Genomic DNA, 14,310 nt, shown 5'->3' on the forward strand with positions numbered 1-14,310 from the left:
TTTTTTATGTGTTCAAGCATCGTTTTGTCTGTAACTTCTGTTGTGTGGTTCAAACTAAATTTCTCTGTACACGACAAAAATAGATAACTCATTGAAATAATGTCATAATAATTGTTTTCTAACGACGAATACTATGACACATCTCAATGAGTTATATCTTATCTTAAACAAATCTCTAAAATGGAACAAGTCACATTTAAAGTGCTTTGCGCTCATCATGCTTGTGATTATTTTAAAGCAAACATGTAATCTTTCTTCTGCATCTAAAGCCTTGCCCATCAAGTGCTTACCACAATCATTTTATCGACGTATGCAGCGCTTCTTTGCAGGTCAGTATTTTGATTATCGTCAAATTTCTCAGTTGATTTTCAATATGTTTTCATTCGACAAAGTGCAACTGACTTTAGATAGAACCAATTGGAAATGGGGAAAACGAAATATTAATATCCTGATGCTTGCGATCGTTTATCGTGGAATAGCGATACCTATCGTTTGGACATTACTTAATAAACGTGGAAATTCAGATACGAAAGAGCGCATTGCTTTGATTCAACGCTTTATAGCCATTTTTGGTAAAGACCGTATTGTGAATGTGTTCGCAGACAGAGAGTTTATCGGTGAGCAGTGGTTTACATGGTTAATTGAACAAGACATCAACTTCTGCATTCGTGTTAAAAAAACTTCATTGTCACCAATCATTTAGGAAAGAATCATAAAATTAGTGATTTATTTCGCCATCTTAAAGTTGGTCAAATTGAATGTCGTAAACGACGGATTTTGGTTGGTCGGGTGAAACTATATATAAGTGCACTACAGTTAGAAAATGGAGAGCTTTTACTCGTCGTTTCTCCTCAGTTTAATGCCAATGCTATTGAGGATTATGCATTACGCTGGGAAATTGAAACCTTATTCAGTTGTCTCAAAGGACGCGGGTTTAATCTTGAAAATACGCGCTTGACAGACCCTAGACGAGTGAAAAAATTGATTGCGGTGTTAGCTATAAGCTTCTGTTGGTGTTACTTAACGGGTGAATGGCAACATGATCAAAAAAAAGCGATAAAAATAAAGAAGCATGGACGACTCTCAATGAGTTTATTTCGCTATGGTTTAGACTATGTTCAAATGGCGATTCAGCGTTTAATTGGTTTTGGGAAAAAAGAAGAGTTTAAGGAGATTTTGGCAATTTTAAGAAGGCAGAATCCTGATAGGATAAGGGTTCTGTGAAATTTGTCGTGTACAGAGACTAAATTTATGAAATGTTGTTGAGATTATCATAAAACAAAGCAAAATGATGTGTACATCAAACTAAAATAAATAATAAAAACAGTTATTTAAGTTTGTTATTTTAGGCGCTTTCCGCTAATGTTTTTATGCGGGTGTTTAAGAGTAAAGTCGTAGTGAATTATAAAATTTTATGTGTATTTGGGGTTTTGGTGAGTGTGTTGCAGGGCTGTACCAGTCTGGGAAATATAGCACAAGCACCTTTTAAAAATATTGCATCACCACAAGAATTAATCGTAGAACGAAAAATTAATGATACCGATAAAAACAGCAAAGAATACGTCTATCACACGGTAGGCGTAAAAAATGAAAAAGATATCGAGGTGCTATATCCACGCAGCATGTTTAGTCAGTATTGCCAAGCACATGGTGGGCGTTTTACTCAGACACAAAAAAGTAGTTTTAGCTTAGTGAAAGATCCGTGGGCGAAAAAATTACTTCGCACCTATAACAGTTTAAAACAGGGTACGGGTGCTTTTCGTTGCCAGCTCAATAATGGCGAGCAGTGGCTGGTGAGTATTGAGGCATTGTCTGAACGCAAACTGCCTAACTCAAATGATACTCGTGTGGTGAATCTACAAAGCAAAGTACTGACTGAGTCAGCACCACGAAGTATGACCCCTATTACGCCAAGCAAAAAAACGGTGACGAAGGCACCTGCCACCAAGGCAGAAGTGAAGAAAGAGGAAGAAAGCAAAAAAGAAGTTGAGCCTAAAAAAGAAAGCAAAGTTGAAGTACCACCTAAAGTCGTCAAAGCTGTAGAAACACCACAGCAGCAACAGGCCAAACTGTATGTGGCTGCACGCCGTGATATTAACAGTGGACGCAACCAAGTCGCTGCTTGTAACAGTGCACAACGCGCATATAACTATGGTCGTTTGCCAGGGTCGGATGCCTCAAATGTCTATACCGAATCGGGCATATTAGTTGCACGCTGTTTAACGGGTATTCCAAGTTATAGCAGTCGTTTTTCCAACCCTAAAGGGCAAGCAAAATATGTTTTGCAGAACTTAGCCAAAAACCATAACCACACAGGTGCTAAAAATATGCTCAAGCAAATGAAGTAAGATTTTCGGCTGTTTGCGACCGAACTTCATGTGAGCACCTCAACCAAAGGAAGAACATCATGAGTAATGTCCAAACACCAGCCACCTATTTTACTGCGCCTTTGCTGGATCAGACCGTGCAAGAAATAGACGTTGATATTTCAGCTAAGCCTTATTTTTACAACAATGGCGGAACACCTGAGTATTTAGCCGATGTATCAACTGGTATTGAACTGATTCAAGTAGCATCAACCAATGCCCGTATGAGTATGGGACATGTTTATGCTGTGCCTGAAGAAATTGCAACGATCCAAACCCATTGGGGAGAGCAGACCCAGTTAGCGTTCGCAGGAAACACTTTTGAGTTTTTGCCACTCAAAGCCACGCCTGAAACGGCTGCTGCATTTGGTATGACTTTGGTGAAAGCTGGACAGGCGATAGAGGTACAGGCTACGCAAAAAAAATTGTCTCAAATTAAATATCAATATGGCATGTTGGCGGGTCATTTTTTCCCTTATGATCCAATTCAAATCAATCTAGCCGCGAAAACCTTATACCCCTTTGTCATCACAGACTTAGAGCATCATGACTTTCCGCATGTGTTTGCTTCGACCGATCTCAATCATTTGCCGCTGGTGATTTCAGCAGGACGATATTTTCCAAAAGACCGAAAAATTTACTTGGCTGACTTGTGGGTAGAACATGGTGACGCACTTTATATTCCTGAAATGCCGAAGCAAGTCGCACCTGAATTTATCGATTTACATAATAACCGTAATGCTGCTTTAGCGTGTTGGAAGGGCGAAAGTGATCAATCTACGATTCAGATGCATACTTTGCTTGACCCCAAAGGTTATTTCTATTGGTTTTGGAATGGCTGTCCGACCATACACCCACAGCTCACTGCATTTGAAACCGCTGAGTTGGATAGGGAAATCGCTTGAATTGAACAGTTTAATTTTTTTCTCCAACTACACGGTAATTTTACAGTTCCATAACAGGCTGATTGATGGGCTTTGTGATACAAAGAATGCAATTGTTGATTGGAGTTGAGTTTATGTCACAGCCTGTTTTAAGCGTTTTACGAGGTCGGTCTTCTGCTATTTTTCGTCATGCTTTTTTGGCAGCAGCATTGTGTGGTTCAGTCCAAGTTGCAACGGCCAGTACCACAGTCGACCAACTGAGTAATTGTTTGGTGAAGTCAACGACAGCAACAGATAAAACCACTGTGTTGCAGTGGACGTTTGCGGCATTGGCTGCACATCCAGATCTGAAGGTGTATAGCAATGTCACCGATGCACAGCGTACACAGCTAGATAAAAACTTAGCACAAGTTTTACAACGCATTTTAGTGGAGCAATGTTCAGCGCAGACCAAAGCCGTGATTCAAGCCGAAGGCTTACAAGCGGTTGGAGATAGTTTTCAAGAACTTGGACAGATTACAGGTGAGGAAATTTTAAAGAACCCTGAAGTGAAAGGGCAGTTGCAAGGCGTACTGCGCTATGTGGATTTGAATAAATTGGTCACGACTTTTTTAACCCCAGAAATTTGGAATAAGTTGGGTGTGACGAGATAGTTCGGTCTTTGAAAAAAATGAATAGTGAGAGCGATTTATAAACTGAATCGAAAGCATCAATGTTATAAAAAAGTCATTAAAAAAGCTCCTTGAATCGAAGGAGCTTTTTTTATTTTTGAATCTAAAGGCTGATAGGCTATGCCATAAAAGATTCATTTGAGGAACAACACAATTAAATCGTCACAGTCGCTCCTAAAGCTTGAATAAACTGTGCCATCCAAGCAGGGTGGGCAGGCCAAGCTGGCGCTGTGATCAAGTGCCCATCGGTTATAGCTTCAGTCACTTCAATGTCCGCATAAGTCCCGCCTGCTAGTTTCACCTCGGCTGCGCAGGCAGGGTAAGCTGAACAAGTACGGCCTTTGAGTACATCGGCTGCCGCAAGAATCTGAGCGCCATGACAAACTGCTGCAATTGGCTTTTTCGCAGCATCAAACTCACGCACGATCTCAAGGATACGTTCATTCATACGTAAATATTCGGGCGCACGACCACCGGGAATAACTAAACCGACATAGTCCGCAGTGTGTACCGCTTCAAAGTTGTAGTTGATGGCAAAGTTATGACCGCGTTTTTCACTATAGGTTTGCTCACCTTCAAAGTCATGAATAGCTGTGGCGATGCTTTCACCTTCATTTTTATCGGGGCAGACTGCATGTACGGTATAACCGAGACCTGTTAAAAACTGAAAAGGCACCATAGTTTCATAGTCCTCGGCATAGTCACCGACGAGCATTAAAATTTGTTTTGACATTTTTAAACCCTCTTTATTGTTTGTGCGTATTTATGTTCAATTTTGATCTAAATTAGCACAGTTCAGATGTCATTTTTAAGTCATTCAGTGCTCTTTAGTCGTATAACCGAAGTCATTTTTTATAAAAAGCCCTAAATCAATTGAGGCGTTTTAACTGTCTATAAAAGCATGATAAATCAATCAGTTTATATATTCATTGATATGAAATTACTATGCTCACATGTTAATAGTCTAATGTGCAGGCTTTGCCCTGATATTCATAACGGTTGACATCATATTTTTGACCATTCCAGCGGTAAACAGCAAAACAAAATCCGGGGCCACCATTTTCAATATCTGGCCAGCCATCTTTTCCTTTGGTTTTTAGAAAAGTTGGGATGCCCATGTTTTCAAAAATGAGTTTCCATGTTCCATTTTTCTGCTGCGAAACAATGTGGTAGCCCGTACTCGTATTGCCATAGCACATGGTGCTGTAGTCTGAAATGACTGCGTCTTTTAAACCGTCACCATTTAAGTCTTTGTATGTGGTGATTTCACCTGTGTCGCAGCTGCCTTCCCAGCCATGTTTTGTTTTTGAAAAGCCTGCGGCTTTAAATATTTGGTTAGCTTCTTTAGCTGGAACATTGGGTTTAGTTTCTGCAAAGATGGTGGTGCTGAGGAAGGCAAGGGTAGAAAGTGTAAGAATGCTAGTTTTCATTTTGTCCTAAAGTTTTTAAGTTTGTTTTGGATGAAGTAATAAAAATTTTTTGAGATTTTAACGAATTTTGGGGAATTAGATAGTAGGTTTTAACTCTCTTTTATGAAGCGCTGTATTTTCAATATTAAATTTGAGCAAGCACGAAACTTGTGATGTAAGCACATTCTCCTTTTGGGATGAGACGCATTGTTGCGTAAGGGGATGAGGGTAACTATAAAGCACGTATAAATTAGAACTTTGAAAAGTTGGATAAGTACTGAAACAGTTGAACAAATATATTTTAAAGATTTAGAAGGATCAACTAGCTATAATACTGTCTAAAGTTAGTCCTTATGTAATATATTTATAGTAAAGAAAAGATTCATATATTTAAAAATATTATTTTAATAGTCTGGGGTACTATGATTTCACGAATATATTTCAAATGCTTAACATGTAATGAATTTATTATTACAAGAACTCAAATTTCACATGGATTAAAACAGGAACTAAATTTTTCATGCCCACATTGTGAAACTGATTCCAGATTAGTCCTATTATTAGATGAGCCACCTAATGTAAAAGTGTCATTTAATGAGTTGGAAAATTTAGAATATATTGACAAAAGCTATGTAGATCAACATTTAGCAAAAGTTGTTAATTTGAGTACTGATTTTACAGTACCTGATGAAAAAAGTAATACTGAATTATATTCGCCATTTTTATATCAAATGAGAGAAATTCTAGAAGATGCTTTTGGAAAAAGTTTTTCTCCTGAAAAAATTGATGGAGTAATGGGTGTTTCTAATATTGAAGAACTATGGAAAGATTTATACAAGGCCTATAAATTTAATATTAAGGATAATTTAGTTCAAAGAGATAAAATAACTAATGGACAGGAGTTAACAGAATTAATTTTTCGTTTCATTGGGATGTTCATTGGTAGTAGCCGTTTAGAAAGAGATATAGATATATTAGGGAGTTTCTCTAAACGTATTCTTCAAAAAAATAAGCAGGAATTTCATAGGTTAATGCAAGATCAATTGCTGCCTAATTTAGTTGAAAAGATTAGGGTGTGTTGACACTTTTAGCTTAAAAAAATAGCGAAGTAGTAAAATCAAATCGCCAAACCCAATTTTACTATTCGCTATGCCTCGTACCATGCTGACAGATCAACACTGGCAAAAGTTGAAAGTTATTCTGCGTAATTTATCCATTCACCACAACTCAAATTTACGCAATTTTATTGAAGCTATTCTCTATAGAATTAGAACAGGCTGTCCGTGGCGAGATATTCCTTGTTGTTTTGGTCATTCAAACTCTATTTTCAAACGTTTTAATCGTTGGTCAAGCAGCGGTAAGTTACTTAGATTATTCAAATTACTAGCCTCATGCCCCGATATGGAGTGGATTTTTATTGATGGCTCTCATGTACGTGCTCATCAACATTCTGCCGGCATAGCGAATCAATCTATTTCTAAAAGTGTAGGAGGAAACTCCTCAAAAATACATTTGATTGTTGATGCACATGGCAATCCTATTGATTTCATGATTACCGATGGAACCACACATGATATTAAAGTTGCACCTGATTTAATATCAACATTAGATTTAAAAGAGACAAAAGTGGTATGTGCAGATAAAGGCTATGATTCAGAACCACTGCGTGAACAGATCAGGAAAACAGGGACTAAAGCGAATATACCAAAGAAAACAAATAGCCAATCGAACAATGACCATATGGACTGGTATTTATATAAAATCAGGCATTTAGTTGAAAATATGTTTTGTAGATTAAAGCAATTTAGAGGAATAGCTACTCGATATGACAAGCTCAAAAGAAATTATCAAAGTTCTGTTGCTTTAGCCTGTATATTTTTATGGCTACCTTTATAGGGTTAATTATGAACAGTAAATGTCAACAGACCCTAATGCTTACATGGAGGTTTTTGATACTTTTTTTTCAAATTATCAAGAATTCAAACAAATGAACTTACAAGCACGTTTAGAAGTCGAAACATTTAAAGATTCAAAAGTTTCATCTGTTAATTTTAGACGTACAAAAATGATTTATGGTGAAGTGTTTGAAGTTCTAGGCTCAAATATTAACACAGTAGCTTTTTTGAATAATATTGATAATCTTAGAGAATATGATGTATTTCAAAGTGAAAAACTAACCTATCAAAGGTATTTGACTTCTGATAAAGCAGGAAAAATGAAATGCTTTGAGGGAAATATTAGTATCTTTAATATTTTTGGTCGTGAATACGATAGTAAACTGAGAAATGCGACTCATCATAAGTGGTTGAAATATAATGATTCTAGTCAAGTTGTAACATACCCTATATCTGGGGCTAGCTCTGAAAAAACTACTTTATTTTATGCTGAGTATTTATTAAAGACAAATAATATTATTATTTCACTTATGCTGTTACTTTCACTTGAATTAGTTATAGCCTTTAATCTTGGATTTCGTCTAAACAAAGAAAACCCGCTCTAAAGCGGGTTCATTTTTCAAAACTAACCAGATCAACCAATCAATTTCTTCATCAACTCATTCACTTGTGCTGGGTTAGCTTTACCCTTAGACGCTTTCATTACTTGACCCACTAGACCATTGAAAGCTTTCTCTTTACCAGATTTAAACTCTTCAACCATCTTCTCGTTGGCAGCAAGCACGTCTTTAATAATCGCTTCAATCGCACCTGTATCAGTTTCCTGCTTCAAGCCTTTTTCCGCAATAATTTCGTCCGCAGTTTTGCCTTCATCCCACATAAAGCCGAATACTTGCTTCGCAATCTTGCCGCTAATGGTGTTATCCACGATACGCGCAACCATGCCGCCAAGTTTTTCAGCAGAAACAGGAGAGTCTGCGAGTTCTAAGCCCGCTTTGTTTAAAGCACCAGAGAACTCGCCCATGACCCAGTTTGCAGACACTTTACCTTGTGCAGCACCGCCAGCAGCAGCCACAACCACTTCATAAAAGTCAGACATTTCACGGGTCAGTGTCAATACATGTGCATCGTACTCAGTCACACCAAAGTCCGCTACGAAACGCTCACGACGTGCCGCAGGAAGTTCAGGCAACGCAGCACGAGCCGTTTCAATTTGCGCATCTGAAATAATCACAGGCAGCAAATCAGGGTCTGGGAAGTAGCGATAGTCGTTCGCTTCTTCTTTCGAACGCATTGAACGTGTTTCCATCTTCACAGGGTCAAATAGACGCGTTTCTTGGTCAATCGTGCCATCCCATTCCAAAATTTCCATTTGGCGTTCAATTTCAACATTGATCGCTTGTTCAATGAAACGGAATGAGTTGAGGTTTTTCAACTCGCAACGTGTACCGAACGGTTGACCCGGACGACGTAACGACACGTTACAGTCAGCACGGAATGAACCTTCCGCCATGTTACCGTCAGAAATACCCAACCAACGCACTAAAGTGTGAATCGACTTGATATAAGCCACCGCTTCTTCAACCGAACGCATATCGGGTTCAGACACGATTTCAAGTAAAGGTGTACCTGCACGGTTTAAGTCGATACCTGACATACCTTCAAACTGGTCATGGATCGATTTACCTGCATCTTCCTCAAGGTGGGCACGCGTTACGCCAATGCGCTTTACCGTACCATCTTCAAGTTGAATGTCGATATGACCCAAGCCCACAATCGGGTTATCCATCTGGCTAATTTGGTAGCCTTTTGGCGAGTCAGGGTAGAAGTAGTTTTTACGTGCAAACACAGATGCTTGGTCGATGTAGGCATCAATACCCAAACCAAAGCGAATGGCTAAATCGACCACTTCTTTGTTCAATACAGGTAGTACACCCGGCATTGCCAAGTCAACGAGGCTGGCTTGTGTGTTTGGGTCTTGACCAAATTCAGTCGAAGAACCTGAGAAGATTTTAGATTGGGTCGCAAGTTGAGTATGAATCTCGATCCCAATAACGACTTCCCAGCCATCAATCAATAATGATTTTGGTTTAGCAGCATTCTTACCATTGTTTTGGGCCATTATGCATTCTCCTCAGCAATTGCCGCACGTTTCGTATGCCAATCCGTCGCTTGTTGGTACTGATGTACCACAGACAACAGTTGAGATTCTGACCAATAGTTACCAATTAGCTGTAAGCCCACAGGTAAGTTGTCTTTGTCAAAACCAACAGGTGCGTTAATCGCAGGAAGACCAGCAAGATTAACCGCGATGGTGTAAATGTCGCCCAAGTACATTTCAACTGGGGACAAGTTCGCGCCAATTTTATAAGCCGTGGTTGGCGCAGAAGGTGCAGCAATCACATCAACCGATTCAAATGCTTTTAAGAAGTCTTGTTGAATCAGACGACGGACTTTTTGTGCTTTCACGTAGTAAGCATCGTAGTAACCCGCAGACAACGCATATGTACCAATCAAGATACGACGTTGCACTTCTGCACCAAAACCTTCAGAACGTGAACGTTTGTATAAGTCCATCAGGTCAACAGGGTTCTCTGCACGGTAGCCATAACGTACGCCATCGTAACGAGACAAGTTTGATGACGCTTCAGCAGGTGCAATCAAGTAATAGGTCGGAACATAAGCTTCAGTCATGTTGAGGTCAATCTCAACCAAAGTCGCACCCATCTCTTCCAATTTTTTCAATGATTCTTCAACACGCGCTTTCACGTCTGCGTCTAAACCAGCGACATTGAAGTATTGCTTTGGAATACCAATGCGTAGACCTTTAACAGATGTGCCGTTTAGATTCGCCACATAGTCATCAACGTCTTTTTCAACAGATGTTGAGTCTTTTGCATCATGACCTGCCATCACATTCATGAGGTAGGCACAGTCTTCAGCCGAACGTGCCATTGGCCCGCCTTGATCCAGCGATGATGCATACGCAATCATACCGAAGCGCGACACACGGCCATAACTTGGTTTAAGACCCGTTAAGCCACAGAACGATGCCGGTTGGCGAATTGAACCACCCGTGTCCGTACCTGTTGCAAACGGAGCAAGGTCTGCTGCAACCGCAGCCGCAGAACCACCCGAAGAACCACCCGGTACATGACCTAAGTTCCAAGGGTTTGCTGTAGCGCCGTAGAATGAATTCTCAGAGGTTGAACCCATTGCAAACTCGTCCATGTTCACTTTACCTAAAGTGACTAGACCAGCTGCTTTACCTTTCGCTACAACGGTGGCGTCGTAAGGAGAGATAAAGTTATCCAACATTTTTGAGCCCGCAGTGGTTTTAATGCCTTGGGTGCAAAAAATGTCTTTGTGTGCAATCGGCACACCTGTCAATGCGGTTGCTGTGCCTGCTTTAATGGCAGCATCGGCAGCATCGGCTTGTGCAAGCGCTTGTTCTGCAGTCACGGTTACATAAGATTTAACTTGTGTATCCAGTTTTGCAATGCGCTTTAAATAATGTTCAGTCAGTTCGCGAGATGAAAATTTAGCCCCAGCTAAACCCTCAGAGAGTTCACGAATCGATAAGCGATGTAAATCTGTCATGAGAAATGTCTTTACGTTAATTTTTACAAAATAATGGTTTAACTGAATAGAAATTATTCAATCACGCGAGGAACTAGGTACAAACCGTCTTGCACTTGCGGTGCAATGGCTTGATATTCATCACGATGATTGGTTTCTGAAACCACATCTTCACGTAAGGGTTGTGGGTGATCAAATGGGCTTTTAAGCGGCTCAACACCATCGGTGTCGATGCCTTTTAAGGTTTCCATCATGCCTAAAATTTTATTTAGACTTTGAGCATATTCAGCAGATTGCGTATCATCTAGCGACAATCGAGCAAGATTGGCGATTGCTGAAACTGTTTGTGCATTTAAATCTGCAGAATGCTGTGCATCCGATGTAGACATAACATCACCTGAGTCAGTATTAAAAAATTTCAAAATATCGTGCGTTATAATAAGCGATTGACTTGTTCAAATCATCACATTTAGTTAAAGTTGCCACCTTGCGTCCACATAAAGTTTAATCGAGAACGTCTCCGTGATTCTAAAAAGACTAATTGGCTTGTTTTCGCCCGATCTAGCCATTGATTTAGGTACAGCAAATACACTTATTTATGCACCAGGACGAGGCATTATATTAAATGAACCGACAGTTGTGGCAATTCGTCACAGTGGTTCACAAAAAATCGTTGCCGCGGTAGGTCTTGATGCAAAGCAAATGCTGGGCCGTACACCTGCAAATATCTCTGCCATTCGTCCAATGAAGGATGGTGTGATTGCCGATTTTGAAGTGACCGAAACCATGCTGAACCAATTTATTGGTAAAGTACATGAAAAACGTCTGTTCCCACCTGCACCTCGTGTTGTGGTGTGTGTGCCTTGCAAATCAACTTTGGTTGAGCGTCGTGCTATTCGTGAAGCTGTATTTAATGCAGGCGCGCGTGATGTTCGTTTGATTGAAGAACCAATGGCTGCTGCAATTGGTGCCGGTATGCCAGTTGAACAAGCATGCGGCTCTATGGTGGTCGATGTTGGTGGTGGTACAACTGAAATTGCGATCATTTCGCTTCAAGGTTGTGTCTATGCTGACTCACTACGTATTGGTGGTGATGTATTTGATGAACAAATCATTAACTATGTACGTAAAGCACATGGTTGCGTGATTGGTGAAACTACCGCTGAAATTATCAAGAAAGAAGTGGGTATGGCTTTACCAGAAGCCGATGCCAAAGCACTTGAAATTGAAGTTCGCGGCCGTAACCTTGCTGAAGGTGTGCCACGTGCGATCACTGTGACTTCGGACGAAATCACGCAAGCGATTTCTGATCCATTACAAAGTATTGTTTCAGCTGTGAAATCTGCACTTGAGCAAACGCCTCCTGAGCTGTCTTCAGACATCGCTGAGCGCGGTATAGTGTTGACCGGTGGTGGTGCATTACTGCGTAACCTCGATAAACTTCTTGCGCAAGAAACAGGCTTACCTGTGGTGGTTGCAGAAGATCCTCTAACTTGCGTCACTCGTGGTGGTGGTAAAGTTTTAGAATTCTTCGATAATCCAAATCACGACATGTTATTTGTAGGCTAATAAAGGAATCGGCGGGTGCAAACAAATCTGTTTTCCAGACAACCGCCATCTTTTCGCTCATTTATCATTGCAGTGATCACATGCTTGGTCGTGCTGTTTTTTAACTGGCGCATGCCGCATGTGATTCAACCTGCAAGAGATGTCTTGTACGCCGCTTATAATCCAATTTATGCCGTAGCAAGTTATCCCGTGTTATCGCGAGAGTGGCTGAATCAACAAACCAAGTCTGAAGCTCAATTGCGCCGTGAAAATACCGCGATGCAAGCCGAGTTATTGCAGGCGCAGGTGCGTTTACAAAAATTATCTGAATTATCTGCGGAAAATACGCGTTTACGCGGTCTGTTAGATACCCCGTTGATCATTGATGGTCGTATGGAAATTGCAGAAGTCATTGGGACAGATGCCGATCCATTGCGCCATATTATTGTGGTAAACCGTGGTGCCAACAGTCAGTTAAAAGTCGGGCAAACCGTGCTCGATGACAAAGGTATTATGGGACAGATTATTAATGTCTATCCGCATAGTAGTCGCGTCATGTTGCTTTCAGATAAAGAACATTCTCTTTCGGTTCGCTTGGAGCGATCTGGAATGCGTGCCATTGTTTCAGGGACTGGAGATTTGGGTCATTTGAAAATGGAATACGTGCCGACCAGTGCCGAAATCAAAGTGGGTGAAAAAGTGTATAGCTCTGGTTTAGGTGAGCATTTTCCAGCAGGTTATCTGGTGGGCACCATTTCAAAAATCAGTCGTCATAATTCAGGCGAGTTTGCTCAAATTGATGTTGTTCCTGCTGCACAGTTAGCGGGTGGGCATCATGTCGTTGTGTTATTTTCCGATTCTTTAGCGATGGAGCAACCGCATGCCGATCGCTAAACTTCGTGCTGCCAAACAGCGTGACCCCTTATTTCCGATCATTTTTTCGGTGATCATTGCTTCAGTGTTAATGGTTTATCCTTTGTCTTATGCGCTCTCTGGCTGGCGTCCATTGTTTATGATGATGGTGATGCTGTTTTGGGTACTATGCCAGCCGACATGGAGCGGGATTTGGTTTGCCTTTGCAGTTGGGATTTTCACCGATTTACTGCTCGATGCACCTTTGGGTTTAAACGCGCTCAGTTTTGTTCTGATTACTTTTGTGTCCCGTTTTTTAACACGTGAACGTCGCATTATGACCTTTGCCAATATTTGGGTCATCGCCACCTTGGCTGTGGTCGCGCATTTGTTTATTACGTGGATCGCACAAATTATGATTGGGGCACAGTTTTCCCTTGCACGTCATTGGCAACCGCTGTTGAGTAGTGTGCTGACTTTCCCGATGGTCTATTTCATCTTGAAGAAATGGCGCGTTTAATTTTAGCATCCAGTTCGCCCCGTCGCCGCGAGCTGCTTGAGCAGCTCGGTCTTGTCTTTGATATCTATAGTCCAGATATTGATGAATCTGTACAAGTAGGCGAGCCAGTAGCTCATTATGTGGAGCGATTGGCATGCGCCAAAGCAGAGGCTGTACAACTTCAATATCCTGATGCAATTGTGATAGCTGCGGATACCAGTTTAGGGGTCGATCAAGAGATTTTAGGCAAACCTGAATCTAAGCAGCATGCATTTGAAATGTGGGGAAAAATTTCTGGGCGCAAGCATGATGTATATACTGCGGTTTGTGTTCGTACAAATACGCAAATTTCAAGTATAGTAGTTCGTACTGAAGTCGAATTTCAGCATTTGAGCCCGAATGATATGGAAGCATATTGGGCTACATCTGAACCCATTGGCAAGGCGGGAGCCTATGCTATACAAGGCATTGCAGCACGTTATATTCCACGCATAGAGGGAAGCTATAGCAATGTTGTAGGGCTACCGTTGCATGAAACGGTACAGTTATTACAGGCAGTTAAGGCACTAAATTAACTGTCTCAAAAGATTTTTTATAATGTTTTGAG

At 40.7% G+C, this 14,310-nt stretch carries 15 protein-coding genes and 1 pseudogene; 11 read left to right on the forward strand and 5 right to left on the reverse strand.

The features are described 5' to 3' along the window. Nucleotides 1-133: 133 nt before the first annotated feature. From AC4CUX_RS11710 to AC4CUX_RS11725, 4 genes are all read left to right on the forward strand, one after another. Nucleotides 134-1,224, forward strand: a protein-coding gene (locus AC4CUX_RS11710) for an IS4-like element ISAba1 family transposase (RefSeq protein WP_490792115.1) whose coding sequence is annotated in 2 segments (ribosomal slippage) — nt 134-674 and nt 674-1,224 — 1,092 coding nt in all. Because the reading frame shifts where the segments join, the coding sequence is not laid out codon by codon here. A 173-nt stretch (nt 1,225-1,397) separates the two neighbouring features. Next, the gene (locus AC4CUX_RS11715; protein ID WP_490792413.1) at nt 1,398-2,348 is read left to right on the forward strand and encodes a hypothetical protein; all 951 of its coding nucleotides are present in this window, start codon (nt 1,398-1,400) and stop codon (nt 2,346-2,348) included. Between the two features lie 59 nt (nt 2,349-2,407). Continuing rightward, complete coding sequence (locus tag AC4CUX_RS11720) at nt 2,408-3,271, forward strand: hypothetical protein (protein ID WP_201706162.1); 864 nt, start codon at nt 2,408-2,410, stop codon at nt 3,269-3,271. A gap of 113 nt (nt 3,272-3,384) precedes the next feature. Further along, nucleotides 3,385-3,903 carry a hypothetical protein gene (locus AC4CUX_RS11725; protein WP_151836247.1) on the forward strand — a complete coding sequence of 173 codons (519 nt, stop codon included), beginning with the start codon at nt 3,385-3,387 and terminating at the stop codon, nt 3,901-3,903. 172 nt (nt 3,904-4,075) lie between these two features. Here AC4CUX_RS11725 and AC4CUX_RS11730 read toward each other — a convergent pair whose 3' ends face one another. Both AC4CUX_RS11730 and AC4CUX_RS11735 read right to left on the reverse strand, forming a co-directional pair. Then, a complete protein-coding gene (locus AC4CUX_RS11730; RefSeq protein ID WP_151836246.1) occupies nt 4,076-4,654 on the reverse strand; it encodes a DJ-1/PfpI family protein in 579 nt (192 codons plus the stop codon). Nucleotides 4,655-4,877: 223 nt separating this feature from the next. After that, nucleotides 4,878-5,351, reverse strand: a complete 474-nt coding sequence (locus AC4CUX_RS11735) for a hypothetical protein (RefSeq protein ID WP_201706163.1) — start codon at nt 5,349-5,351, stop codon at nt 4,878-4,880. Between the two features lie 401 nt (nt 5,352-5,752). On the opposite strand from AC4CUX_RS11735, the gene AC4CUX_RS11740 reads away from it, so the two are divergent. The 3 genes and pseudogenes from AC4CUX_RS11740 (at nt 5,753) to AC4CUX_RS11750 (ending at nt 7,830) form a co-directional block, all read left to right on the forward strand. Beyond that, on the forward strand, nt 5,753-6,412 hold the full coding sequence (locus AC4CUX_RS11740) for a hypothetical protein (protein WP_490792414.1): 660 nt from the start codon (nt 5,753-5,755) through the stop codon (nt 6,410-6,412). 67 nt (nt 6,413-6,479) lie between these two features. After that, nucleotides 6,480-7,245 (forward strand): annotated as a pseudogene (locus tag AC4CUX_RS11745) (IS5-like element ISAba31 family transposase). Next, entirely contained in the window at nt 7,246-7,830 is a 585-nt protein-coding gene (locus tag AC4CUX_RS11750) for a hypothetical protein (RefSeq protein ID WP_201706165.1), read from the forward strand. 29 nt (nt 7,831-7,859) lie between these two features. On the opposite strand, the gene gatB is transcribed toward AC4CUX_RS11750, so the two are convergent. Genes gatB through gatC form a run of 3 tightly spaced genes read right to left on the reverse strand, consistent with a single transcriptional unit; the run spans nt 7,860 to nt 11,193 of the window. Further along, entirely contained in the window at nt 7,860-9,347 is a 1,488-nt protein-coding gene (gene gatB, locus AC4CUX_RS11755) for an Asp-tRNA(Asn)/Glu-tRNA(Gln) amidotransferase subunit GatB (RefSeq protein ID WP_110974958.1), read from the reverse strand. After that, complete coding sequence (gene gatA, locus AC4CUX_RS11760) at nt 9,347-10,825, reverse strand: Asp-tRNA(Asn)/Glu-tRNA(Gln) amidotransferase subunit GatA (protein WP_062034405.1); 1,479 nt, start codon at nt 10,823-10,825, stop codon at nt 9,347-9,349. The genes gatB and gatA overlap by 1 nt, the downstream gene beginning before the upstream one ends. A 53-nt stretch (nt 10,826-10,878) precedes the next feature. Next, entirely contained in the window at nt 10,879-11,193 is a 315-nt protein-coding gene (gene gatC, locus AC4CUX_RS11765) for an Asp-tRNA(Asn)/Glu-tRNA(Gln) amidotransferase subunit GatC (protein ID WP_004694671.1), read from the reverse strand. Nucleotides 11,194-11,326: 133 nt separating this feature from the next. On the opposite strand from gatC, the gene AC4CUX_RS11770 reads away from it, so the two are divergent. From AC4CUX_RS11770 to AC4CUX_RS11785, 4 genes are read left to right on the forward strand one after another with little or no spacing between them, the layout of a single operon-like run. Next, on the forward strand, nt 11,327-12,373 hold the full coding sequence (locus AC4CUX_RS11770) for a rod shape-determining protein (RefSeq protein ID WP_004694670.1): 1,047 nt from the start codon (nt 11,327-11,329) through the stop codon (nt 12,371-12,373). A 15-nt stretch (nt 12,374-12,388) separates the two neighbouring features. Next, complete coding sequence (mreC, locus tag AC4CUX_RS11775) at nt 12,389-13,246, forward strand: rod shape-determining protein MreC (RefSeq protein ID WP_004694667.1); 858 nt, start codon at nt 12,389-12,391, stop codon at nt 13,244-13,246. After that, a complete protein-coding gene (gene mreD, locus AC4CUX_RS11780; RefSeq protein WP_004694666.1) occupies nt 13,233-13,724 on the forward strand; it encodes a rod shape-determining protein MreD in 492 nt (163 codons plus the stop codon). Before mreC ends, mreD begins: the two co-directional genes overlap by 14 nt. Next, nucleotides 13,712-14,278, forward strand: coding sequence for a Maf family nucleotide pyrophosphatase (locus AC4CUX_RS11785; RefSeq protein ID WP_010326167.1), 567 nt, complete (start codon nt 13,712-13,714; stop codon nt 14,276-14,278). Before mreD ends, AC4CUX_RS11785 begins: the two co-directional genes overlap by 13 nt. The last annotated feature ends 32 nt before the right edge of the window (nt 14,279-14,310 follow it).

It is taken from the genome of Acinetobacter sp. 231_lipA, assembly GCF_058243005.1.